The organism is Streptomyces sp. NPDC090499, from assembly GCF_044769305.1.
Lineage (GTDB): Bacteria > Actinomycetota > Actinomycetes > Streptomycetales > Streptomycetaceae > Streptomyces.
Window position 1 is genome coordinate 412,339 of the sequence record NZ_JBIVXP010000006.1, and the last position, 24,007, is coordinate 436,345.

21 protein-coding genes are annotated in these 24,007 nt (G+C 71.5%); 19 read left to right on the forward strand and 2 right to left on the reverse strand.

Translation table 11 applies throughout. The annotated features are described in order from the left end of the window. Positions 1 to 281: 281 nt before the first annotated feature. From ACIQVL_RS24665 to nusB, 3 genes are read left to right on the forward strand one after another with little or no spacing between them, the layout of a single operon-like run. Complete coding sequence (locus ACIQVL_RS24665) at positions 282 to 1,388, forward strand: aminopeptidase P family protein (RefSeq protein ID WP_403429641.1); 1,107 nt, start codon at positions 282 to 284, stop codon at positions 1,386 to 1,388. A 52-nt stretch (positions 1,389 to 1,440) separates the two neighbouring features. After that, entirely contained in the window at positions 1,441 to 2,007 is a 567-nt protein-coding gene (gene efp, locus ACIQVL_RS24670) for an elongation factor P (RefSeq protein ID WP_189264622.1), read from the forward strand. A 2-nt stretch (positions 2,008 to 2,009) separates the two neighbouring features. Continuing rightward, a complete protein-coding gene (nusB, locus tag ACIQVL_RS24675) occupies positions 2,010 to 2,441 on the forward strand; it encodes a transcription antitermination factor NusB (protein ID WP_093505380.1) in 432 nt (143 codons plus the stop codon). A gap of 282 nt (positions 2,442 to 2,723) precedes the next feature. Here nusB and bldD read toward each other — a convergent pair whose 3' ends face one another. Further along, a complete protein-coding gene (gene bldD, locus ACIQVL_RS24680) occupies positions 2,724 to 3,227 on the reverse strand; it encodes a transcriptional regulator BldD (protein ID WP_390048002.1) in 504 nt (167 codons plus the stop codon). A 253-nt stretch (positions 3,228 to 3,480) separates the two neighbouring features. Between bldD and pyrR the strand changes: the two genes are divergently transcribed. The 14 genes from pyrR to ACIQVL_RS24750 all read left to right on the forward strand — a co-directional run bounded on the left by pyrR (position 3,481) and on the right by ACIQVL_RS24750 (position 20,410). Beyond that, the gene (gene pyrR / locus ACIQVL_RS24685) at positions 3,481 to 4,089 is read left to right on the forward strand and encodes a bifunctional pyr operon transcriptional regulator/uracil phosphoribosyltransferase PyrR (RefSeq protein ID WP_403476362.1); all 609 of its coding nucleotides are present in this window, start codon (positions 3,481 to 3,483) and stop codon (positions 4,087 to 4,089) included. Between the two features lie 85 nt (positions 4,090 to 4,174). Then, the gene (locus ACIQVL_RS24690) at positions 4,175 to 5,155 is read left to right on the forward strand and encodes an aspartate carbamoyltransferase catalytic subunit (RefSeq protein WP_403429645.1); all 981 of its coding nucleotides are present in this window, start codon (positions 4,175 to 4,177) and stop codon (positions 5,153 to 5,155) included. Between the two features lie 5 nt (positions 5,156 to 5,160). Beyond that, positions 5,161 to 6,447: a dihydroorotase gene (locus ACIQVL_RS24695; protein ID WP_403476363.1), complete on the forward strand. Its 1,287-nt coding sequence runs from the start codon at positions 5,161 to 5,163 to the stop codon at positions 6,445 to 6,447. After that, positions 6,444 to 7,013, forward strand: a complete 570-nt coding sequence (locus ACIQVL_RS24700; protein WP_403429649.1) for a hypothetical protein — start codon at positions 6,444 to 6,446, stop codon at positions 7,011 to 7,013. The genes ACIQVL_RS24695 and ACIQVL_RS24700 overlap by 4 nt, the downstream gene beginning before the upstream one ends. Beyond that, positions 7,010 to 8,152, forward strand: coding sequence for a glutamine-hydrolyzing carbamoyl-phosphate synthase small subunit (gene carA, locus ACIQVL_RS24705; RefSeq protein WP_403476364.1), 1,143 nt, complete (start codon positions 7,010 to 7,012; stop codon positions 8,150 to 8,152). The genes ACIQVL_RS24700 and carA overlap by 4 nt, the downstream gene beginning before the upstream one ends. Beyond that, positions 8,145 to 11,453 (forward strand): carbamoyl-phosphate synthase large subunit, encoded by a 3,309-nt coding sequence (carB, locus tag ACIQVL_RS24710; protein ID WP_403476365.1) that lies wholly within the window; start codon positions 8,145 to 8,147, stop codon positions 11,451 to 11,453. The genes carA and carB overlap by 8 nt, the downstream gene beginning before the upstream one ends. 121 nt (positions 11,454 to 11,574) lie before the next feature. Continuing rightward, positions 11,575 to 12,681, forward strand: a complete 1,107-nt coding sequence (locus ACIQVL_RS24715; RefSeq protein WP_403429654.1) for a quinone-dependent dihydroorotate dehydrogenase — start codon at positions 11,575 to 11,577, stop codon at positions 12,679 to 12,681. Next, positions 12,678 to 13,523, forward strand: coding sequence for an orotidine-5'-phosphate decarboxylase (gene pyrF, locus ACIQVL_RS24720; protein WP_403429656.1), 846 nt, complete (start codon positions 12,678 to 12,680; stop codon positions 13,521 to 13,523). The genes ACIQVL_RS24715 and pyrF overlap by 4 nt, the downstream gene beginning before the upstream one ends. Positions 13,524 to 13,833: 310 nt before the next feature. Further along, positions 13,834 to 14,157, forward strand: a complete 324-nt coding sequence (locus ACIQVL_RS24725; RefSeq protein ID WP_003977346.1) for an integration host factor — start codon at positions 13,834 to 13,836, stop codon at positions 14,155 to 14,157. 60 nt (positions 14,158 to 14,217) lie between these two features. Beyond that, positions 14,218 to 14,811 carry a guanylate kinase gene (gmk, locus tag ACIQVL_RS24730; RefSeq protein WP_403429658.1) on the forward strand — a complete coding sequence of 198 codons (594 nt, stop codon included), beginning with the start codon at positions 14,218 to 14,220 and terminating at the stop codon, positions 14,809 to 14,811. A 51-nt stretch (positions 14,812 to 14,862) separates the two neighbouring features. Further along, complete coding sequence (rpoZ, locus tag ACIQVL_RS24735) at positions 14,863 to 15,135, forward strand: DNA-directed RNA polymerase subunit omega (protein WP_005319902.1); 273 nt, start codon at positions 14,863 to 14,865, stop codon at positions 15,133 to 15,135. A gap of 97 nt (positions 15,136 to 15,232) precedes the next feature. Beyond that, positions 15,233 to 16,438, forward strand: coding sequence for a bifunctional phosphopantothenoylcysteine decarboxylase/phosphopantothenate--cysteine ligase CoaBC (coaBC, locus tag ACIQVL_RS24740; protein WP_403476366.1), 1,206 nt, complete (start codon positions 15,233 to 15,235; stop codon positions 16,436 to 16,438). A gap of 239 nt (positions 16,439 to 16,677) precedes the next feature. Beyond that, complete coding sequence (gene metK, locus ACIQVL_RS24745; RefSeq protein WP_403429661.1) at positions 16,678 to 17,886, forward strand: methionine adenosyltransferase; 1,209 nt, start codon at positions 16,678 to 16,680, stop codon at positions 17,884 to 17,886. 370 nt (positions 17,887 to 18,256) lie between these two features. Beyond that, positions 18,257 to 20,410 (forward strand): primosomal protein N', encoded by a 2,154-nt coding sequence (locus ACIQVL_RS24750; protein WP_403476367.1) that lies wholly within the window; start codon positions 18,257 to 18,259, stop codon positions 20,408 to 20,410. Positions 20,411 to 20,499: 89 nt separating this feature from the next. Here ACIQVL_RS24750 and ACIQVL_RS24755 read toward each other — a convergent pair whose 3' ends face one another. Further along, positions 20,500 to 21,048, reverse strand: a complete 549-nt coding sequence (locus tag ACIQVL_RS24755) for a hypothetical protein (RefSeq protein WP_403429665.1) — start codon at positions 21,046 to 21,048, stop codon at positions 20,500 to 20,502. A gap of 403 nt (positions 21,049 to 21,451) precedes the next feature. Between ACIQVL_RS24755 and fmt the strand changes: the two genes are divergently transcribed. Next, a complete protein-coding gene (gene fmt, locus ACIQVL_RS24760) occupies positions 21,452 to 22,384 on the forward strand; it encodes a methionyl-tRNA formyltransferase (protein ID WP_403429667.1) in 933 nt (310 codons plus the stop codon). An 83-nt stretch (positions 22,385 to 22,467) separates the two neighbouring features. Beyond that, entirely contained in the window at positions 22,468 to 23,895 is a 1,428-nt protein-coding gene (locus ACIQVL_RS24765) for an RsmB/NOP family class I SAM-dependent RNA methyltransferase (protein ID WP_403429668.1), read from the forward strand. Positions 23,896 to 24,007 lie beyond the last annotated feature (112 nt).

Consider the following 24,007-nt stretch of genomic DNA (forward strand, 5'->3'; position numbering starts at 1 on the left):
CACCGGCCTGTGGCCGACGAACGGCCTGTGGCCTGAGGGGCGCGGGGAACTGCGCGAATCCCCCCACCGGCCCGCGGCCGGCGAACGGCCTGTGGCCCCCGGGGGCGCGGGGAACTGCGCGAATCCTCCCACCGGCCCGCGGCCGAACCGCTACCGGTCTTTCCAGGGGCGCGGGGAACTGCGCGACAAACCCACGGACCCGCACCCGGAAACGGCGCCGCACCACCCCACTCGGCCCCCCTCAACCGGCACAAACCGCCCACCCCTCCTACGCTCGACTCATGTCAGACGTGTACGCGGCCCGCCGAACCAGGCTGAGGGAACGCTGCCACGCAGCCGGCAGCCAGTCCGCCGTCATCTCGCACCCGGCCAACGTGAGATACCTCGCCGGCGCCGCACCCAAGGGCTCCGTCCTGCTCCTCGGCAGACGCGAGGACCTCCTCGTCTGCCCTGGCCCGCTGGACGACCGTCCCGGTGAGGCCCGCCCCGACCAGTCCCTGCGGCCGCACCTCCTGGCAGGGCCCGGCGGCGACCCCGCCGTGGCCGCCGCCGACCTCGCCGCCGCCCAGGACACCGACACCCTCGCCGTCGAGGAGCACCACCTCACCGTGGCCCGGCACCGCGCCCTCGCCTCCGTCGCCCCCGGCCTCCGCCTGACCGACCTCGGCAGCACCGTCGAGCAGCTCAGGGTCGTCAAGGACGAGGAGGAGATCTCCTGCCTCCGCATCGGCGCCGAGATCGCCGACCAGGCCCTCGGCGAGCTGCTGGAGTCGATCCTCGTCGGCCGTACCGAACGGCACCTCGCCCTGGAACTGGAGCGCCGCCTGGTCGACCACGGTGCCGACGGCCCGGCCTTCCCCACCTCCGTGGCGACCGGCCCGAACTCCGGCCGCCGTGGCCACCGCCCCACCGACCGGCGCGTCGAGGAGGGCGACTTCCTCTCCGTCTGCCTCGGCGCCACCTACCGCGGCTACCGCTGCGAGATCGGCCGTACCTTCGTCATCGGCACCTCGCCGGCCGACTGGCAGATCGACCTCTACGACCTGGTCTTCGCCGCCCAGCGGGCCGGCCGGGAGAGCCTCGTGCCCGGCGCCGCCCACCGCGACGTCGACCGCGCAGCCCGCCAGGTACTGGACTCCGCGGGCTACGCCGAGGGCCTCCAGCCCCTCACCGGACACGGCGTCGGACTCGAAATCGACGAGGACCCGCAGCTCGCCCCTTCAGCCATGGGTAAACTGGACGCTTGCGTGCCGGTCACCGTCGAACCGGGGGTCCACCTCCCGGGCCGGGGCGGCGTCCGGATCGATGACACGCTCGTCGTACGCCCCGAGGCGGACGGCGGACCCGAGCTACTCACCATCACGACCAAGGAGCTGCTCGCACTCTAGGCAAGGTGCGCGCCCCGGGGTCGTCCACGTCAGTCCAGGAGATTCCGCAACCGTGGCTTCCACGAACGACCTCAAGAACGGCCTGGTGCTCAAGCTCGAAGGCGGCCAGCTCTGGTCCGTCGTCGAGTTCCAGCACGTCAAGCCCGGCAAGGGCCCCGCCTTCGTGCGCACCAAGCTCAAGAACGTGCTGTCCGGCAAGGTGGTCGACAAGACCTTCAACGCCGGCGTCAAGGTCGAGACGGCCACTGTCGACAAGCGCGACATGCAGTTCTCGTACATGGACGGCGAGTACTTCGTCTTCATGGACATGGAGACGTACGACCAGCTGCACATCGACCGGAAGGCCGTCGGCGACGCCGCGAACTTCCTGATCGAGGGCTTCACCGCCACCGTCGCGCAGCACGAGGGCGAGGTGCTCTTCGTCGAGCTGCCGGCGGCCGTCGAGCTGGTCATCGCCGAGACCGAGCCGGGCGTCCAGGGCGACCGCTCCACCGGCGGCACCAAGCCGGCCACCCTGGAGACCGGCCACCAGATCCAGGTCCCGCTCTTCATCACGACCGGTGAGAAGATCAAGGTCGACACCCGCACGAGCGACTACCTCGGCCGGGTGAACAGCTAACCGTGGCTGCCCGGAACACGGCCCGCAAGCGTGCCTTCCAGATCCTCTTCGAGGGCGACCAGCGCGGGGCCGACGTCCTGACCGTCCTCGCGGACTGGATCCGGCTCTCCCGGGACGACACCCGGCAGCCGCCGGTGAGCGAGTACACGATGCAGCTGGTGGAGGGCTACGCCGAGCACACCACGCGTATCGACGAGCTGATCGCCCAGTACGCGGTCGGCTGGACGCTGGACCGGATGCCGGTCGTCGACCGCAACATCCTGCGCCTGGGCGCGTACGAGTTGATCTGGGTCGACGAGACGCCGGACGCCGTCGTCCTCGACGAGATGGTGCAGCTCGCGAAGGAGTTCTCCACGGACGAGTCGCCCTCGTTCGTGAACGGGCTTCTGGGGCGTCTGAAGGAGCTGAAGCCGTCGCTGCGCCGCGAGGCGTGAGCCGACGAAACGCCGGAGGGCCTGCAGCGTGCCTTGCTGCAGGCCCTCCGGCGTTCGTGTGCCCCATGGGGTGGGTGGTGCGGTGGCAGGGCGGCTGCGGGCCGTGTGGGGCCTGTCGCGCCCACGTGGCGGAGCCGCATGTCGACACGGCCCGCGCCCCTTGCCCGGGTGGGCAACCATCGCTCACCAAGGGAAGGGCGATGACAGGAAACCGCCGGGGTGGCCGGAACCGTCGAGTTCCAGCCACCCCGGCGGCACGTTTCTGCTGAGGCGTTGTGGGGGTCAGGCCTCTTCGTGGGCGGCCACAGCACGGCGGGCGTCGGCGTCCAGGACGCCCCAGCTGATCAGCTGCTCGGTGAGGACCGAGGGGGACTGGTCGTAGATGACGGCCAGTGTGCGCAGGTCGTCCTGGCGGATCGACAGCACCTTGCCGTTGTAGTCACCGCGCTGGGACTGGATCGTCGCCGCGTAGCGCTGCAGCGGTCCCGCCTTCTCGGCCGGCACGTTGGCCAGCCGCTCCAGGTCGAGGACCAGCTTCGGCGGGGGCTCGGCGGCACCGCCGGGCGTCGTACCGGGCAGCAGCTCCTGCACCGGGACCCCGTAGAAATCCGCCAACTCTGCAAGGCGCTGTACGGTCACGGCACGGTCGCCGCGCTCGTACGAACCGACCACCACGGCCTTCCAGCGACCCTGGGACTTCTCCTCGACACCGTGGAGGGAAAGGCCCTGCTGGGTGCGGATGGCCCGGAGCTTGGCCCCGAGCTGTTTGGCGTATTCGCTGGACATATAGCTCCCCGGACACTGTGTCGACGCGGCCGGCCTTGGTTCCCGCCGCGCGGCTGGTAACTCACTGTGAGGTTACGCAGCGTTACTCTGTTGCGTCAAGCCGAATGGTCCGCACCGACTCTTCCGTGGTAGCGATGACCGATTACGCCAGGGGGGTGATCGGAGGCCTCCCGGTCACCTGCTACGGTGGATGGCGCAAATCCGACGTCCTTTAAAGTCCGTCCCGTGAGGCGGAGAAGGGGGTCCGTTTCGTATGGACAAGCAGGAAAATCAGGAAAAGCCGGACCGGCAGGAAAAGCCCGACACCGCGGTGCGGGCCTCCGACGCGCGGCCCGTTCTCGAAGGCCCGGACATCGCACGGGTGCTGACCCGCATCGCCCACGAGATCGTGGAGCGCGCCAAGGGCGCCGACGACGTGGTGCTCCTCGGCATCCCGACCCGCGGCGTCTTCCTCGCCCAGCGGCTCGCCGCCAAGCTGGAGCAGATCACCGACCGCAAGATGCCCGTCGGTTCGCTCGACATCACCATGTACCGCGACGACCTGCGCATGCACCCGCCGCGTGCGCTGGCCCGCACCGAGATCCCCGGTGACGGCATCGACGGCAGACTCGTGATCCTCGTCGACGACGTGCTCTTCTCCGGCCGGACCATCCGGGCCGCCCTCGACGCCCTGAACGACATCGGGCGCCCCCGCGCGGTCCAGCTGGCGGTCCTCGTCGACCGCGGCCACCGTGAACTGCCCATCCGCGCCGACTACGTCGGCAAGAACCTCCCCACGTCGCTGCGGGAGACGGTCAAGGTCCTGCTTGCCGAGGAGGACGGTCGCGACACCGTGCTGCTCGGCGCGAAGCCGACCCCGTAGCAGGCCGCGGGACCCGCACCGCCCCGGTGCGCCCACGCCTGCCCGCAATCTCCCGATATGTGAACTTCCTTACGGAGCCTGACAGATGCAGCGTCATCTCATCTCGGCCGCCGACCTCACCCGCGACGACGCCGTCCTGATCCTCGACACCGCCGAGGAGATGGCCCGGGTCGCCGACCGGCCGATCAAGAAGCTGCCGACCCTGCGCGGCCGCACCGTCGTCAACCTCTTCTTCGAGGACTCGACCCGGACCCGGATCTCCTTCGAGGCCGCCGAGAAGCGCCTCTCCGCCGACGTCATCAACTTCACCGCCAAGGGGTCCAGCGTCTCCAAGGGCGAGTCCCTGAAGGACACCGCCCAGACCCTGGAGGCGATGGGCGTCGACGCCGTCGTCATCCGGCACGGCGCCTCCGGAGCGCCCTACCGGCTCGCCAACTCCGGCTGGATCGACGCCGCCGTCATCAACGCCGGCGACGGCACCCACCAGCACCCCACCCAGGCCCTCCTGGACGCCTTCACCATGCGCCGCCGCCTGGTCGGCCGGGACGCCGGGACGGGGCAGGACCTGGCCGGCAGGCACATCACCATCGTCGGCGACGTCCTGCACAGCCGGGTCGCCCGCTCCAACGTCGACCTGCTGCACACCCTCGGCGCCGAGGTCACCCTGGTCGCCCCGCCCACCCTGGTACCGGTCGGGGTCGAGCGGTGGCCGTGCGAGGTGTCCTACGACCTCGACGCCGTACTGCCCAAGTCCGACGCCGTGATGATGCTGCGCGTGCAGCGCGAGCGCATGAACGCGGCGTTCTTCCCGACCGAGCGCGAGTACTCGCGGCGCTACGGCCTCGACGGCGAGCGCATGGCGAAGATGCCCGAGCACGCCATCGTGATGCACCCCGGCCCGATGGTCCGCGGCATGGAGATCACCGCCGAGGTCGCCGACTCCGAGCGCTGCACCGTAGTCGAGCAGGTCGCAAACGGAGTCTCCATCCGGATGGCGGTTCTGTACCTCCTGCTCGGCGGCAACGAACCCGCCGTCAGCCACGCCCGCACCACCGAGGAGAAGTAAGACCCATGAGCAAGATCCTGATCCGTGGTGCGAAGCTGCTCGGCGGTGAACCGCAGGACGTCCTGATCGACGGCGAGACGATCGCCGAGGTGGGCGTGGTCCCGGAGGCCGAGGCCGACCAGGTCGTCGAGGCGGCCGGCAAGGTGCTGCTGCCCGGCCTCGTGGACCTGCACACCCACCTGCGCGAACCGGGCCGCGAGGACTCCGAGACGGTCCTGACCGGCACCCGCGCCGCGGCGAGCGGCGGCTACACGGCCGTGTTCGCCATGGCCAACACCTTCCCGGTCGCCGACACCGCCGGCGTCGTCGAGCAGGTCTACCGGCTCGGCCGGGAGCACGGCTACTGCGACGTCCAGCCGATCGGCGCCGTCACCGTCGGCCTGGAGGGCAGGAAGCTCGCCGAGCTGGGCGCCATGCACGAGTCGGCCGCCGGGGTCACCGTCTTCTCCGACGACGGCAAGTGCGTCGACGACGCCGTGATCATGCGCCGCGCCCTGGAGTACGTGAAGGCCTTCGGCGGAGTCGTCGCCCAGCACGCCCAGGAGCCCCGGCTGACCGAGGGCGCCCAGATGAACGAGGGCGTCGTCTCCGCAGAGCTGGGACTGGGCGGCTGGCCGGCCGTCGCCGAGGAGTCGGTCATCGCGCGCGACGTGCTGCTCGCCGAGCACGTGGGGTCGCGGGTGCATATCTGCCACCTCTCGACCGCCGGCTCCGTGGAGATCGTGCGCTGGGCCAAGTCCCGGGGCATCGACGTCACCGCCGAGGTCACCCCGCACCACCTGCTCCTCACCGACGAGCTGGTGCGGTCGTACAACCCGGTCTACAAGGTCAACCCGCCGCTGCGCACCGAGCGCGACGTCATGGCCCTGCGCGAGGCCCTCGCCGACGGCACGATCGACATCGTCGCCACCGACCACGCCCCGCACCCGCACGAGGACAAGGACTGCGAGTGGGCCGCGGCCGCCATGGGGATGGTCGGCCTGGAGACCGCGTTGTCGGTGGTACAGGAGACCATGGTGGACACGGGCCTGCTGACCTGGGCCGGCGTCGCCGACCGGATGTCCGTCAAACCCGCGCGGATCGGACAGGCCGCCGGTCACGGCCGTCCCGTCTCGGCAGGTGAGCCCGCCAACCTCACCCTCGTCGACACCGAATACCGTGGCCTGGTGGACCCCGCGGGCTTCGCCTCGCGCAGCCGCAACACCCCGTACGAGGGACGCGAGCTGCCGGGCCGTGTCACCCACACGTGGCTGCGGGGCAAGGCGACGCTCGTGGACGGGAAGCTGACGTGACACCTCTGATCCTGCTGGCCGACGAGAAGAAGTCGGCCGCGGTCACCGACTGGTCCGCCCGCATCGGCTGGCTGGTCGGCCTCGCCCTGTTCGTCGCGCTCGTCTACTGGCTGATGCGCGAGGGCTGGAAGTGGCGCGGCACCCTCCAGGGCGACCTGCCCGAGCTGCCCAGCGCGCCGGACGACCCCGGTGCCGTGAGACTGACGATGAGCGGCCGCTACCACGGCTCCACCACCGCCGGGCAGTGGCTGGACCGCATCGTGGCCCGCGGCCTCGGCGCCCGCAGCCGCGTCGAGCTCACCCTGACCGACGCGGGCCTGGACGTCGTACGCCCGGGCGCGACCGACTTCTTCGTCCCCGCCGACGCGCTCCGCGAGGCCCTGCTCGGCAAGGGCATCGCGGGCAAGGTCCTCACCGAGGGCGGACTCCTCGTGGTGACCTGGGCGCACGGCGACAAGCTGATCGACTCCGGTTTCCGCTCCGACCACGCGGCCGAGCACACCGAGTGGGTCGACGCCATCAACTCCATGATCAAGACACCCAGCACGGAAGGCGCCGAACGATGACGACCTCCACCAGGGGAGCCGCCAGGACTCCCGCCGTACTCGTCCTGGAGGACGGCCGGATCTTCCGCGGCCGCGCCTACGGGGCCGTGGGGGAGACCTTCGGCGAGGCCGTGTTCTCCACCGGTATGACCGGCTACCAGGAGACCCTGACCGACCCGTCGTACGACCGCCAGATCGTGGTCGCCACCGCCCCCCAGATCGGCAACACGGGGTGGAACGACGAGGACGACGAGTCCAGCCGCATCTGGGTCTCCGGCTACGTCGTGCGCGACCCCGCGCGCGTGCCCTCCAACTGGCGCGCCGAGCGTTCGCTGGACGCGGAACTGGTCGCGCAGGGTGTGGTCGGCATCTCCGGGATCGACACCCGCGCCCTCACCCGCCACCTGCGCGAACGCGGCTCCATGCGCGCCGGCGTCTTCTCCGGCGAGGCGATCGCCACCGACGCCGAGCTCCTCGCGCGCGTGCAGGCCCAGCCGCACATGAAGGGCGCCTCGCTGTACGAGGAGGTCGCCACCAAGGAGGCCTACGTCGTCCCCGCGGTCGGTGCGAAGCGGTTCACCGTCGCCGCCGTCGACCTCGGCATCAAGGGCATGACCCCGCAGCGGATGGCCGAGCGCGGCATCGAGGTGCACGTGCTGCCCGCGACCGCCACCGAGGACGACGTGTACGCGGTCTCCCCGGACGGCGTGTTCTTCTCCAACGGCCCCGGCGACCCGGCCACGGCCGACGGCCCGGTGGCCCTGATGAGCGCCGTCCTGGAGCGCAAGACCCCGCTCTTCGGCATCTGCTTCGGCAACCAGATCCTCGGCCGCGCCCTCGGCTTCGGCACCTACAAGCTGAAGTACGGCCACCGGGGCATCAACCAGCCGGTCCAGGACCGTACGACCGGCAAGGTCGAGGTCACCGCCCACAACCACGGCTTCGCCGTCGACGCACCGCTCGACCAGGTCAGCGACACGAAGTTCGGCCGCGCCGAGGTCTCGCACGTCTGCCTCAACGACGACGTCGTGGAGGGGCTGCAGCTGCTCGACCAGCCGGCCTTCTCCGTCCAGTACCACCCCGAAGCGGCAGCAGGCCCGCACGACGCCGCCTACCTGTTCGACCGCTTCGTTTCCCTGATGGAGGGCCAGCGTGCCTAAGCGCACCGATATCCAGTCTGTCCTGGTCATCGGCTCCGGCCCGATCGTCATCGGCCAGGCCGCCGAGTTCGACTACTCCGGCACCCAGGCCTGCCGCGTGCTGCGCGCCGAGGGCCTGAGGGTCATCCTGGTCAACTCCAACCCGGCGACGATCATGACCGACCCGGAGATCGCCGACGCGACCTACGTCGAGCCGATCACCCCCGAGTTCGTCGAGAAGATCATCGCCAAGGAGCGCCCCGACGCGCTGCTGCCCACCCTGGGCGGTCAGACGGCGCTCAACACCGCGATCTCGCTCGACGAGAACGGTGTCCTGGCCAAGTACGGCGTCGAGCTGATCGGCGCCAACGTCGAGGCCATCAACAAGGGCGAGGACCGCGACCTCTTCAAGGAGGTCGTGGCGGAGGTCCGCCGCAAGATCGGGTACGGCGAGTCCGCCCGGTCCGTCATCTGCCACTCCATGGACGACGTCCTCGCGGGCGTCGACGAGCTCGGCGGCTACCCGGTCGTCGTCCGCCCCTCCTTCACCATGGGCGGCGCCGGTTCCGGCTTCGCCCACGACGAGGAGGAACTGCGCCGGATCGCCGGCCAGGGCCTCACCCTCTCCCCGACCACCGAGGTGCTCCTGGAGGAGTCCATCCTCGGCTGGAAGGAGTACGAGCTGGAGCTGATGCGCGACAAGCACGACAACGTCGTGGTCGTCTGCTCCATCGAGAACTTCGACCCGATGGGCGTGCACACGGGTGACTCGATCACCGTCGCGCCGTCGATGACCCTCACGGACCGCGAGTACCAGATCCTCCGCGACATCGGCATCGCCGTGATCCGCGAGGTCGGCGTGGACACCGGCGGCTGCAACATCCAGTTCGCGGTGAACCCCGAGGACGGCCGGGTCATCGTCATCGAGATGAACCCGCGCGTGTCGCGGTCCTCGGCGCTCGCCTCCAAGGCCACCGGCTTCCCGATCGCGAAGATCGCGGCGAAGCTGGCCGTCGGCTACACCCTCGACGAAATCCCCAACGACATCACGCAGGAGACCCCGGCCTCCTTCGAGCCCACGCTCGACTACGTGGTCGTCAAGGCTCCGCGATTCGCGTTCGAGAAGTTCCCGTCCGCCGACTCCACGCTGACCACCACCATGAAGTCGGTCGGCGAGGCGATGGCCATCGGCCGCAACTTCCCCGAGGCCTTCCAGAAGGCGCTGCGCTCGCTGGAGAAGAAGGGCAGCCAGTTCACCTTCGTCGGCGAGCCCGGCGACAAGGAAGCGCTGCTGCACGAGGCGGTACGGCCCACCGACGGCCGGATCAACACCGTCATGCAGGCCATCCGCGCGGGCGCCACGCCCGAGGAGGTCTTCGAGTTCACGAAGATCGACCCGTGGTTCGTCGACCAGCTCTTCCTGATCAAGGAGATCGCCGACGAACTGGCCGAGGCGCCGGAGCTGAGCGCCGAGCTGATCGCCGACGCCAAGCGGCACGGCTTCTCCGACCAGCAGATCGCCGAGATCCGCGGCCTGCGCGAGGACGTCGTCCGCGAGGTCCGGCACGCGCTGGGCGTGCGCCCGGTCTACAAGACGGTCGACACCTGCGCCGCCGAGTTCGCCGCGAAGACGCCGTACTTCTACTCCTCCTACGACGAGGAGACCGAGGTCGCGCCGCGCGAGAAGCCGGCCGTCATCATCCTGGGCTCAGGGCCCAACCGCATCGGCCAGGGCATCGAGTTCGACTACTCGTGCGTGCACGCCTCCTTCGCGCTGAGCGACGCCGGCTACGAGACGGTCATGGTCAACTGCAACCCGGAGACCGTCTCCACCGACTACGACACCTCCGACCGGCTCTACTTCGAGCCGCTCACCCTGGAGGACGTGCTGGAGATAGTGCACGCCGAGCAGCAGGCCGGTCCGGTCGCTGGCGTGGTCGTGCAGCTCGGCGGCCAGACCCCGCTGGGCCTGTCCCAGGCGCTCAAGGACAACGGCGTGCCGATCGTCGGTACGTCCCCCGAGGCGATCCACGCGGCCGAGGACCGGGGCGCCTTCGGGCGGGTCCTCGCCGAGGCGGGCCTGCCGGCCCCCAAGCACGGCACGGCCACCACCTTCGCCGAGGCCAAGGCCATCGCCGACGAGATCGGCTACCCGGTGCTCGTCCGCCCGTCGTACGTCCTCGGCGGGCGCGGCATGGAGATCGTCTACGACGAGACCCGCCTCGCCTCCTACATCGCCGAGTCGACCGAGATCAGCCCCTCCCGGCCGGTCCTCGTCGACCGGTTCCTCGACGACGCGATCGAGATCGACGTCGACGCGCTCTACGACGGCCAGGAGCTCTACCTCGGCGGCGTCATGGAGCACATCGAGGAGGCCGGCATCCACTCCGGCGACTCGGCGTGCGCCCTGCCGCCGATCACGCTCGGCGGCTTCGACATCAAGCGGCTGCGGGCCTCGACCGAGGCCATCGCCAAGGGCGTCGGCGTCCGCGGCCTGATCAACATCCAGTTCGCCATGGCCGGGGACATCCTCTACGTCCTCGAAGCCAACCCGCGTGCCTCCCGTACCGTGCCCTTCACCTCGAAGGCGACCGCGGTGCCGCTGGCCAAGGCCGCCGCCCGGATCTCGCTGGGCGCGACCGTCGCCGAACTGCGCGCCGAGGGCCTGCTCCCGGCCCGCGGCGACGGCGGTGAGCTGCCGTTCGACGCGCCGATCTCCGTGAAGGAGGCGGTCATGCCGTGGTCGCGGTTCCGCGACATCCACGGTCGGGGCGTGGACACGGTCCTCGGCCCGGAGATGCGCTCCACGGGCGAGGTCATGGGCATCGACTCCGTCTTCGGCACGGCGTACGCCAAGTCGCAGGCCGGGGCGTACGGGCCGCTGCCGACCAAGGGGCGCGCGTTCATCTCCGTCGCCAACCGCGACAAGCGCTCCATGATCTTCCCGGCGCGCGAGCTGGTCGCCCACGGCTTCGAGCTGCTGGCCACCTCCGGCACGGCCGAGGTGCTCAAGCGCAACGGCATCAACGCGACCGTCGTCCGCAAGCAGTCGGACGGGGTCGGCCCCAACGGCGAGAAGACGATCGTCCAGCTGATCCACGACGGCGAGGTGGACCTCATCGTCAACACGCCGTACGGCACCGGGGGTCGCCTGGACGGGTACGAGATCCGGACGGCCGCGGTGGCCCGGTCGGTGCCGTGCCTGACGACCGTGCAGGCGCTGGCGGCGGCTGTGCAGGGCATTGACGCCCTGAACCACGGGGACGTCGGGGTGCGGTCGCTGCAGGAGCATGCGGAGCGATTGACCGCGGCTCGGGACTGAAAGGTCGTAGTGAGGCTGCGGGCCGGTTGTGGCCGGTCGCGCAGTTCCCCGCGCCCCTTCGGGGCGCTCCACTGAGGGGGGACTCCGGAGACGGCGTCCCCCCTCCGTATGAGGACAACCGATGTACAGGATCTTCTTTCAGCTCGTCTTCCGGCGGATGGATCCCGAGGCCGCTCACCATCTCGCCTTCCGGTGGATCCGGCTCGCCGCCCGGATCCCCGTGCTGCGCACGTTCGTCGCCGCCGCGCTCGCGCCCCGCTACAAGGAGCTGCGCACCGAGGCCTTCGGGCTGCGGATGCACGGGCCGTTCGGGCTCGCCGCCGGGTTCGACAAGAACGCCGTGGCGATCGACGGGATGTCGATGCTCGGGTTCGACCATGTCGAGATCGGGACCGTGACCGGGGAGGCGCAGCCGGGCAACCCGCGGAAGCGGCTGTTCCGGCTCGTCGGCGACCGGGCGCTGATCAACCGGATGGGGTTCAACAACGACGGCTCGTTGACCGTGGCCGCGCGGCTGGCGACCCGTGACGCCGTGTTCAGGACCGTCGTGGGCGTCAACATCGGCAAGACCAAGGTCGTCCCGGAGGCCGAGGCCGTCGGCGACTACGTGAAGTCCGCCGAGCGGCTCGCGGCGTACGCCGACTACCTGGTCGTGAACGTGTCGTCGCCGAACACGCCCGGCCTGCGCGACCTCCAGGCCGTCGATCACCTCCGCCCGCTGCTGACGGCCGTGCGCGAGGCCGCCGACCGTGTGGTGGCGAACCGCCGGGTGCCGCTCCTGGTGAAGATCGCGCCGGACCTCGCCGACGAGGACGTCGACGCCGTCGCCGATCTGGCCGTCGAGCTGGGTCTCGACGGGATCATCGCCACCAACACGACGATCGCGCGCGAGGGGCTCGGGCTGCGCTCGGATCCCGCCCTGGTGAAGGAGACCGGCGGGCTCTCCGGGGCGCCGCTCAAGGCGCGCTCCCTGGAGGTGCTGCGACGGCTGTACGCGCGCGTGGGCGACCGGATCACGCTGGTCGGCGTCGGCGGTGTCGAGAACGCCGAGGACGCCTGGCAGCGCATCCTCGCCGGTGCCACGCTGGTCCAGGGCTACAGCGCCTTCATCTACCAGGGCCCCTTCTGGGGCCGCGCCGTCCACAAGGGCCTCGCGGCGCGCCTGCGCACCAGCCCGTACGCCACCCTCGCCGACGCGGTCGGCGCCGACGTGAGGAAGACCGTATGAGCCCGCTGGAGCCCTTCGGCGCACGGCTGCGCCGTGCGATGGACGAACGCGGTCCGCTGTGCGTCGGCATCGACCCGCACGCCTCGCTGCTCGCCGAGTGGGGTCTGAACGACGACGTGGCGGGCCTGGAGCGGTTCAGCCGTACCGTCGTGGAGGCGGTGGCCGACCGGGTCGCCGTGATGAAGCCGCAGAGCGCGTTCTTCGAACGGTTCGGCTCGCGCGGGATCGCCGTCTTGGAGCGGGTGGTGGAAGAGGCGCGGGCGGCCGGGACGCTGGTCGTGATGGACGCCAAGCGCGGCGACATCGGCTCGACCATGGCCGGGTACGCGGAGGCCTTCCTGAGCAAGGACGCCCCGCTGTTCTCGGACGCCCTGACCGTCTCCCCGTACCTCGGCTACGGCTCGCTCAGCCCGGCCGTCGCGCTGGCCCGGGAGAGCGGCGCCGGCCTGTTCGTGCTGGCGCTCACCTCCAACCCGGAGGGGCCCGAGGTGCAGCACGCGGTGCGCGCCGACGGGCGTACGGTCGGCGCGACCGTGCTGGCCCACCTCGCCGCCGAGAACGCGGGGGAGGAGCCGCTGGGTTCCTTCGGCGCCGTCGTCGGCGCCACGGTCGGCGACCTGTCGTCCTACGACCTCGACATCAACGGTCCGCTCCTCGCGCCGGGCGTCGGCGCGCAGGGGGCGACGGCGGCCGACCTGCCCACCGTCTTCGGGCCTGCGGTGCGCAACGTGGTTCCAAACGTGAGCCGAGGTGTTTTGCGTCACGGTCCCGATGCCGGGGCCCTGCGGGCGGCCGCGGAGCGGTTCGCGGGCGAGATCCGGGATGTCGTCGCAGGTCGGTGAGGGCTCCGGCGAGAGTCCGAGGAGTGCTTCACCGGGGACTTCGGCGACTGCCTGATCGTGAATACATCCTCAAATCCTGGGCAATATGTCTGAAATGTCTAGCCTGACGGAGGCTGACCAGGACTTTTCCGCTGTTCTCGCTGACTCCGGCGGACTTGCCCGCTAGTCTCCGAGCAGTGGGGGTACCCCCACACCCTTTAGGTAGTGGGGGAGAACGGGCAAGCGTGTTGCTCGTAGCTCCCCTGGTGTGGGGCGACTAGGTTCCTCACCGGTCCGTATCCGACAGTTCGACATCCGAGGTGACGTAGGCGTGGCTCTTCCGCCCCTTACCCCTGAACAGCGCGCAGCCGCGCTCGAAAAGGCCGCCGCGGCTCGCCGGGAGCGGGCCGAGGTCAAGAATCGACTCAAGCACTCCGGCGCCTCTCTCCACGAGGTCATCAAGCAGGGCCAGGAAAACGACGTCATCGGCAAGATGAAGGTCTCCGCCCTGCTCGAGTCCCTGCCGGGCGTGGGCAAGGTCCGCGCCAAGCAGATCATGGAGCGACTCGGGATCTCCGAGAGCCGCCGCGTGCGTGGCCTCGGGTCCAACCAGATCGCCTCCCTGGAGCGCGAGTTCGGCAGCACCGGCTCCTGATCACGGGGCCGTCCGGGAGGGCCGTCCCGGACGGCCTGCGATTGCTGGAATAATCGCTGCATGGCTGCAACATTCCGGGGGACGACCCCCGAGCCCCCGGACGATGGTCCGCGGCTGACCGTGCTCTCCGGCCCCTCCGGGGTCGGCAAGAGCACGGTCGTCGCCCATATGCGCAAGGAACACCCCGAGGTCTGGCTCTCGGTGTCGGCGACCACGCGCAAGCCCCGCCCCGGCGAGAAGCACGGCGTCCACTACTTCTTCGTCTCCGACGAGGAGATGGACAAACTGATCGCCAACGGCGAACTCCTGGAGTGGGCCGAATTCGCCGGCAACCGCTACGGCACCCCGCGCGCCGCGGTGCTCGAGCACCTGGAGACCGGTGTGCCGGTCCTCCTGGAGATCGACCTCCAGGGCGCCCGGCAGGTCCGCGAGACCATGCCGGAGGGTCGGCTGGTGTTCCTGGCCCCTCCGTCCTGGGAGGAGCTGGTGCGCAGGCTCACCGGGCGCGGCACCGAGGCGCCCGAGGTGATCGAACGGCGACTGGACGCGGCCAAGGTCGAGCTCGCGGCCGAGCCGGAGTTCGACGAAACCCTGGTCAACACCTCCGTCAAGGACGTGGCGCGCGAGCTGCTAGCCTTGATGGACGTTGTGTGATCGTTGCTGATCATTCAGACTGAATCTTTCCCATCCATCGGAAGGCAGAGCGTGTCCTCTTCCATCACCGCGCCCGAGGGCATCATCAACCCTCCGATCGACGAGCTCCTCGAGGCCACCGACTCGAAGTACAGCCTCGTGATCTACGCGGCCAAGCGCGCCCGTCAGATCAACGCGTACTACTCGCAGCTCGGCGAGGGCCTCCTCGAGTACGTCGGTCCGCTCGTCGACACCCACGTCCACGAGAAGCCGCTCTCCATCGCCCTGCGCGAGATCAACGCGGGTCTGCTGACGTCCGAGGCCATTGAGGGTCCGGCGCAGTAGTACTTTCGTATTGCAGTTGATTTATCCACAGGCCCGGCAACCGACTGCCGGGCCTGTGGTGTGTGATGGCGTCATGGATTCGACGAGTGGAGGCCCGGTGGGCAAGCCGAAGGTCGTGCTGGGGGTCAGTGGCGGCATCGCCGCGTACAAGGCCTGTGAGCTGCTGCGGAGGTTCACGGAGTCGGGTCACGACGTCCGGGTCGTGCCCACCGCCTCCGCACTGCACTTCGTCGGCGCCGCGACCTGGTCCGCCCTCTCCGGCAACCCGGTCTCCACCGAGGTCTGGGACCACGTCGAGGAAGTCCCGCACGTCCGCATCGGCCAGCACGCCGACCTCGTCGTCGTCGCCCCCGCCACCGCCGACATGCTCGCCAAGGCGGCCCACGGCCTCGCCGACGACCTGCTCACCAACACCCTCCTCACCGCCCGCTGCCCGGTGGTCTTCGCCCCCGCGATGCACACGGAGATGTGGGAGCACCCGGCCACCCAGGAGAACGTGGCCACACTGCGCCGCCGCGGTGCCGTCGTGATCGAGCCGGCGGTCGGCCGCCTCACCGGCGTCGACACCGGCAAGGGCCGCTTCCCCGACCCGGCGGAGATCTTCGAGGCCTGCCGCCGCGTCCTCGCGAGAGGAGCGGCGGAGCCCGACCTGACCGGCCGCCACGTCGTCGTCTCCGCCGGCGGCACCCGGGAGCCCCTCGACCCGGTCCGCTTCCTCGGCAACCGCTCCTCCGGCAAGCAGGGCTACGCCCTCGCCCGCACGGCTGCCGCCCGGGGAGCCAGGGTGACCCTGGTCGCCGCGAACACCACCGGACTGCCCGACCCGGCCGGCGTGGACGTCGTCCCGGTCGGCACGGCCGTACAGCTGCGGGAGGCCGTGCTGAAGGCGGCCGCCGACGCCGACGCCGTGGTGATGGCCGCCGCCGTCGCAGACTTCCGCCCCGCGGTCTACGCGGCCGGGAAGATCAAGAAGAAGGACGGCCAGGAACCCGAACCGATCGTCCTGGTGCGGAATCCGGACATCCTCGCGGAGATCTCGGCCGACCGGGCGCGGTCCGGACAGGTGATCGTCGGCTTCGCCGCCGAGACCGACGACGTCCTCGCCAACGGCCGGACCAAGCTCGCCCGCAAGGGCTGCGACCTGCTCGTGGTGAACGAGGTGGGGGAGCGCAAGACCTTCGGCTCCGAGGAGAACGAGGCCGTGGTGCTCGGCGCCGACGGTAGCGAGACACCGGTGCCGCGCGGGCCGAAGGAGGCTCTCGCCGACATCGTCTGGGACCTGGTGGCGGCCCGTTTGGGTTAACTTATTTCAGCCATATGTCAACTTTCCAGGACGCGACATTGCGGTGCGGGGCCTCTGGTCAAGGCCGCCGACCATTGGGCAGAATGCCCGTGCCGCAGGTCACAGCACTTCCGAGTGTCGAGACAGGTGGGCCGGCGGCCGAGTGCGACCGATAAACTGTTCTCGGACGACGCCCGGGTGCAGCCCCCGTGTCGTCCGCCAATGATCAGACAGCAGCCGCTGCAACCCCAGGGAGCGTTGTGTCCCGTCGCCTGTTCACCTCGGAGTCCGTGACCGAGGGTCACCCCGACAAGATCGCTGACCAGATCAGCGACACCATTCTCGACGCGCTGCTGCGCGAGGACCCGACCTCCCGGGTCGCCGTCGAGACGCTGATCACCACCGGCCTGGTGCACGTGGCCGGCGAGGTCACGACCAAGACGTACGCGGACATCGCGACGCTGGTCCGCAACAAGATCCTGGAGATCGGCTACGACTCCTCGAAGAAGGGCTTCGACGGCGCCTCCTGCGGCGTCTCGGTCTCGATCGGCGCGCAGTCCCCGGACATCGCCCAGGGCGTGGACACGGCCTACGAGACCCGGGTCGAGGGCGACGAGGACGAGCTCGACAAGCAGGGCGCGGGCGACCAGGGCCTGATGTTCGGCTACGCGACGGACGAGACGCCGACGCTGATGCCGCTCCCGATCTTCCTGGCGCACCGCCTCTCCAAGCGCCTCTCCGAGGTCCGCAAGAACGGCACCATCCCCTACCTGCGCCCCGACGGCAAGACGCAGGTCACCATCGAGTACGACGGCGACAAGGCCGTCCGCCTCGACACGGTCGTGGTCTCCAGCCAGCACGCCTCCGACATCGACCTGGAGTCGCTGCTCGCCCCCGACATCCGCGAGTTCGTCGTGGAGCCGGAGCTGAAGGCGCTGCTGGACGACGGCATCAAGCTCGACACCGAGAACTACCGTCTGCTGGTCAACCCCACCGGCCGCTTCGAGATCGGCGGCCCGATGGGTGACGCCGGCCTGACCGGCCGCAAGATCATCATCGACACCTACGGCGGCATGGCCCGCCACGGCGGCGGTGCCTTCTCCGGCAAGGACCCGTCCAAGGTCGACCGCTCGGCCGCCTACGCCATGCGCTGGGTCGCCAAGAACGTCGTCGCCGCCGGCCTGGCCGCCCGCTGCGAGGTCCAGGTCGCCTACGCGATCGGCAAGGCCGAGCCCGTCGGTCTCTTCGTCGAGACCTTCGGCACGGCCAAGGTCGACCACGAGAAGATCGAGAAGGCCATCGACGAGGTCTTCGACCTGCGCCCGGCCGCCATCATCCGCGACCTGGACCTGCTCCGCCCGATCTACGCCCAGACCGCCGCGTACGGCCACTTCGGCCGTGAGCTCCCCGACTTCACCTGGGAGCGCACGGACCGCGTGGACGCCCTGCGCGCGGCCGTGGGCCTGTAACCCCCGCAGCATCCGCCGCGAGGCCCGGCTTCCCTTGGGGGAGCCGGGCCTCGGCGTGTCCGGGGAGACCGGGGCCTCGTCGCGTTCCCGGGGCCGCGGAAAACGGCTGGTCGCCGGGACGGGTGATCAGTACGGTGGTGATCAGTACGGTGGGGCTCTCCCGGTGCGATGGCCGCGGTTACTTCCGTGGAGTGCGCCCATGGCGCGCTGTGAAGCTGGTGTGTTTCGACCGTTGCCGGACTGACCTCGGGAGACCAGTGCCGCCCCGGCCGAGTGACGGCCCAGGGCGGAGGATCGCCGCACGGTGCCGCACGGCCGGAGCGGACTCGGGCGGCGTCGGCTGTCAGTGGCGTTTGGTAAGAATGCAAGGGTGAGCAGCGAGAACGAGCAGGGAGGCGAGGGCGCCGGAGGGGCGCCGCCGGAGCAGCTCGCGCTCATTCGGGAGAGCGTGCGGGGCGCCAGGACGCCCCGGGCCAAGCCACGGACCTGGCGGGGGGCCGCGCTGGCCGGGCGGTTGCCGGTCGCGCGGGTGCTCGTGGACAAGGGCGTGCTCCATCTCGACCGCTACTTCGACTACGCCGTCCCCGCCGAACTGGACGCCGACGCGCAGCCGGGGGTTCGAGTGCGGGTCCGGTTCGGGGCCGGGCGGCACCGGGTGCGGGACGGGCGCCGCGAGGGCGGAGGGCTCATCGACGGGTTCCTGGTCGAGCGGCTCGCCGAGTCCGACTACGCGGGGCCGCTGGCCGCGCTGGCCCAGGTGGTGTCGCCCGAGCCGGTACTGAGCGAGGAACTGCTGCGGCTCGCCCGCGCGGTCGCCGACCGGTACGCGGGGAGCCTCGCGGACGTGCTCCAGCTCGCCGTGCCGCCGCGCAGCGCGCGGGCCGAGAAGCGTGCTTCGCCCGAGCCGCTGCCGCCCCCGCCCGTGCCGGGCGCCGGAAGCTGGTCGCGGTACGAGCACGGGGCCGCCTTCGTCGAGTCGCTGGCCTCCGGCGGCGCGCCGCGCGCCGTCTGGAACGCCCTGCCGGGGCCCGGCTGGAGCGAGGAGATCGCCCGGGCCGTCGCCGCCACGCTCGCCTCGGGACGTGGCGCGCTGGTCGTCGTACCGGACGGGCGGGCCGCCGCGCGGGTGGATGCCGCGCTGACCGCTGTGCTGGGCGAGGGGCGGCACGCGCTGCTCACGGCCGATGCCGGGCCCGAGAAGCGGTACGCGCAGTGGCTCGCCGTCAGCCGCGGGTCGGTGCGGGCCGTCGTGGGGACGCGGGCGGCCATGTTCGCGCCCGTGCGGTCGCTCGGGCTCGTCGCGATCTGGGACGACGGGGACGACAGCCACAGCGAGCAGCACGCGCCGCAGCCGCATGCGCGGGATGTGCTGCTGTTGCGGGCGGCACTGGACAAGTGCGCGTTCCTGCTCGGGGGTTGGAGCTGCACGGTGGAGGCCGCGCAGCTCGTGGAGAACGGCTGGGCACGGCCCCTGGTGGCGGGCAGGGAGCAGGTGCGGCAGGCCGCGCCGCTGGTACGGACGGTCGGGGACGGGGACCTCGCGCGGGACGAGGCCGCGCGGGCCGCCCGGTTGCCGACGCTCGCCTGGCAGGCCGTCCGGGACGGGCTGCGGCACGGGCCGGTGCTGGTGCAGGTGCCCCGGCGGGGGTATGTGCCGCGGATGGCCTGCGCCCAGTGCCGGGCGCCGGCCCGCTGCCGGCACTGTGCCGGTCCGCTGGAGGCACGGGACGCCGGGGCGCTGCAGTGCGAGTGGTGCGGGCGGGCGGAGAACGACTGGCACTGCCCCGAGTGCGGCGGCTTCCGGCTGCGCGCCCAGGTGGTCGGGGCCCGGCGGACCGCCGAGGAGCTGGGGCGGGCCTTTCCCGCCGTACCGGTACGGACCTCGGGACGCGAGCAGGTGCTGGACACCGTGCCGGGGACGCCCGCGCTGGTCGTGAGCACACCGGGCGCCGAGCCGGTCGCAGAGGGCGGCTATGCGGCGGCCCTGCTGCTGGACGGCTGGGCGATGCTCGGGCGGCCCGACCTGCGGGCCGGTGAGGACGCGCTGCGCCGGTGGATCGCGGCCGGGGCGCTGGTGCGGCCGCAGGCGGACGGGGGGACCGTGGTCGTCGTCGCGGAGCCGACGCTGCGGCCCGTGCAGGCGCTGGTGCGGTGGGATCCCGTCGGGCACGCGGTGCGGGAGCTCGCCGAGCGGGCCGAGCTGGGGTTTCCGCCGGTGTCGCGGATGGCGGCGGTGTCGGGGACCGCGGAGGCGCTCGCCGGGTTCCTCGGTACGGCCGAACTGCCGCCGGACGCAGAGGTGTTGGGGCCGGTCCCGGTACCCGTGGTGCGGGCCGGGGCGCCTCGGCGGGCGGGTGCTCCGCCGCCCGGGGAGCAGTGGGAGCGGGCGCTGGTACGGGTACCGCCGGGGAGCGGGGCGGCGCTCGCCGCCGCGCTGAAGTCGGCTCAGGCCGCCCGGATGGCGCGCGGGACCGGGGGCGGGGAGGCGGTTCGGGTGCGGATCGATCCGCCGGACATCGGGTGAACCGGCAGACGGCTGCCCTCCCGGATGCTTGCCGGGAGGGCAGGAGCGGGCGGGCCGTCGACCCTTGCCGACGGCAGCCGTTGCATGTGTCAGCCGTTGCGCGGGCCGGGGAAGGCGGTCGGCCTCGCCTCGTCGCGGAGGGCGGGGCTGCCCGCGGTCGGCTGGGTCGGCATGGAGCGGGCGGCCGGGACCGTGGGCACCGTGGGCAGACCGCCGCCCACGTTGATCGTGCGGGAGCCCGACGTTTCCGTGGACCGGTCGGGATCGGCCGCGGTCGCCGTCTGGGCCGCGGCGCGGCGGGCGCCGTAACGGCGGTGCACCGCCTGCTTGGTGACTCCGAGGGCGGAGCCCACCGCGTCCCACGAGAAGCCGAGCGAACGGTCGAAGTCCACGGCGGCCGTGACCAGGGTTTCGACACTGTCCCGGAGTTCCTGGGCGAGCCGGACCGTCGGGGCGGGGGCACGTCCGTAGACGACGAAGCCCGTGGACGGGCCGGATCGGCGCGGACGGTAGACGTTGCCCAGCTGGGCGGTGAGCGTGCGTAGTGCGTCCACCTGGCGGCGGACCCGCTCGATGTCCCGCACCAGCAAGTGCAGGCTGGCCCGGGCCTGGGCGTCGTGGGTTGCGTGGTCGGCCATGAACAAGCCTCTCGAACCGGCGTTGAAAGGAATGGGCCGCGTACGCGGCCCGTTGTGGTCAACTCTCTCTTGACCAACGCGTGGGCGCTCCGCTGGTCACGGTGTGGGGGCGTATGGGCATATGCGTACGCCGTGCGGCGGGATGCACCACCGGGGCGCCCTCCCACCGGCGCGCCACTCGTTCGAGACGGCGGAGGGGTTGGGCGACCTGCGGGGGTGCTCGCCGTCGGTGGGCGGGGGCCTCGTCGGCCGTCGGCCGTTCGTGGTGTGGTGCCGGCGCTTCGCGGTTCGCGGTGTGTGGCCGTGGGCTTCGGGGCTGTGGGCTGGGGGCGGTGGTCGATTGTTGCGGCATAGACTTGCTTGTTGCCCGTGTTGATGCCGTTCGAGAGGGTCTCAGTCGCCCATGAAGCTTGTCTTCGCCGGTACCCCCGAAGTCGCCGTTCCTGCTCTGGACGCTCTCATCTCCTCCGGACGGCACGAGGTGGCCGCCGTGGTCACGCGGCCCGATGCGCCGGCCGGGCGGGGGCGCAGGCTGGTCGCTTCGCCTGTGGCCGAGCGGGCGACGGAGGCCGGGATCGAGGTGCTGAGGCCGCTCAAGCCGCGCGAGCCGGAGTTTCTGGAGCGGCTGAGGGAGATCGGGCCGGACTGCTGTCCGGTGGTGGCCTACGGCGCGCTGCTGCCCCGCGTCGCACTCGACGTGCCCGTCCACGGGTGGGTCAACCTGCACTTCTCGCTGCTTCCCGCCTGGCGCGGGGCGGCTCCTGTACAGCACTCCATCATGGCGGGCGACGAGATCACGGGCGCGTCCACCTTCCTCATCGAGGAGGGGCTGGACTCCGGGCCCGTCTACGGGACCGTCACCGAGGAGATCCGGCACACGGACACCAGCGGTGACCTGCTGACCCGGCTCGCCTTCGCCGGGGCCGGCCTGCTCGCCGCGACCATGGACGGTATCGAGGACGGCACGCTCAAGGCCGTACCGCAGCCGGGGGAGGGCATCACCCTCGCGCCGAAGATCACCGTCGAGGACGCGAAGGTGGAGTGGTCGGCGCCGGCGCTGAGGGTCGACCGGGTGGTGCGGGGCTGCACCCCGGCCCCCGGTGCCTGGACCACCTTCCGCGGTGAGCGGCTCAAGCTCATCCAGGTCATGCCGGTGCCCGAGCGGACCGATCTCGCCCCCGCCGAGGTCGCCGTCGGGAAGAACAGCGTGCACGTGGGAACGGGGTCGTACGCCGTGGAACTGCTCTGGGTACAGGCCCAGGGCAAGAAGCCGATGCGGGCCGCCGACTGGGCGCGTGGCGTACGCATCGGCGCCGGGGAGACCCTCGGCGCCTGAGCCCCTTTCCCCACCAGCGGCTTTCGGGCGACCGCGGCGTACGCTGGGAGTCGCCTCATTCCCATACCCGGAGCACCTTTTTCGTGAGCGAGCAGTCCCGGCGGCCGCGCAGGCCCGCCAAGCCCTACCGCCGTCCCCAGAAGGACCCCGTCCGCGTCCTCGCCTTCGAGGCGCTGCGCGCCGTGGACGAGCGGGACGCGTACGCCAACCTCGTGCTGCCGCCGCTGCTGCGCAAGGCCCGCGAGAAGGAGGGCCCCGAGAAGTTCGACGGGCGCGACGCCGCGCTCGCGACCGAGCTGGTGTACGGGACGCTGCGCCGGCAGGGGACGTACGACGCGATCATCGCGGAGTGCGTCGACCGGCCGCTGCGCGAGGTGGACCCGCCGGTGCTCGACGTGCTGAGCCTCGGTGTGCACCAGTTGCTCGGGACCCGGATTCCCAGCCACGCCGCCGTGTCCGCCTCCGTCGAGCTGGCCCGGGTGGTGCTGGGCGACGGGCGGGCCAAGTTCGTCAACGCCGTGCTCCGCAAGGTCGCGCAGGACGACCTGGACGGCTGGCTCGCGAAGGTCGCGCCGCCCTACGACGAGGACCCCGAGGACCATCTGGCCGTGGTGCACTCGCATCCGCGGTGGGTCGTCTCCGCCCTCTGGGACTCCCTGGGCGGCGGACGCGCGGGGATCGAGGAACTGCTGGCCGCCGACAACGAGCGGCCCGAGGTGACGCTGGTCGCCCGGCCGGGGCGGGCCACCACCGAGGAACTCCTCGGTGAGGAGGCCGCCGTGCCGGGGCGCTGGTCGCCGTACGCGGTACGGCTCGCCGAGGGCGGGGAGCCCGGCGCCATCACGGCCGTGCAGGAGGGCCGGGCCGGTGTGCAGGACGAGGGCAGCCAGCTGGTCGCCCTCGCGCTCGCGGCCGTGCCGGTCGAGGGCCCGGACACGAAGTGGCTGGACGGCTGCGCCGGACCCGGCGGCAAGGCCGCGCTGCTCGCCGCGCTCGCGGCCGAGCGGGGGGCCGTGCTGCTCGCCTCCGAGAAGCAGCCGCACCGGGCCGGGCTGGTCGAGAAGGCACTGCACGGCAACCCGGGGCCGTACCAGGTCATCGCCGCCGACGGAACCCGGCCGCCGTGGCGCGCCGGCACCTTCGACCGGGTCCTGATGGACGTCCCCTGCACGGGCCTGGGCGCGCTGCGCCGCCGCCCGGAGGCACGCTGGCGGCGCCGTCCCGAGGACCTCGAGAACTTCGGTCCGCTGCAGCGGGCGTTGTTGCGTACCGCGATCGACTCGGTGCGGGTGGGCGGGGTGGTCGGCTACGCCACCTGTTCCCCGCATCTGGCGGAGACGCGGGCGGTGGTCCAGGACGTGCTCAAGCAGCGCCCCGAGACGGAGCTGGTGGACGCGCGTCCGCTGCTGCCGGGGGTGCCGGAGCTGGGCGACGGGCCGGATGTGCAGCTGTGGCCGCACCTGCACGGCACGGATGCGATGTACCTCGCGCTGATCCGTCGCACCGGCTGAGGGGGCCGGGACCGCGCCCCTGAAGGGGCGCGGGGAACTGCGCGATCAGCCCCGCCCACCCGCACCGCACCCGCAACCCGCCCGGCCCCGAACCCCGCTCGGCCCACCCCGT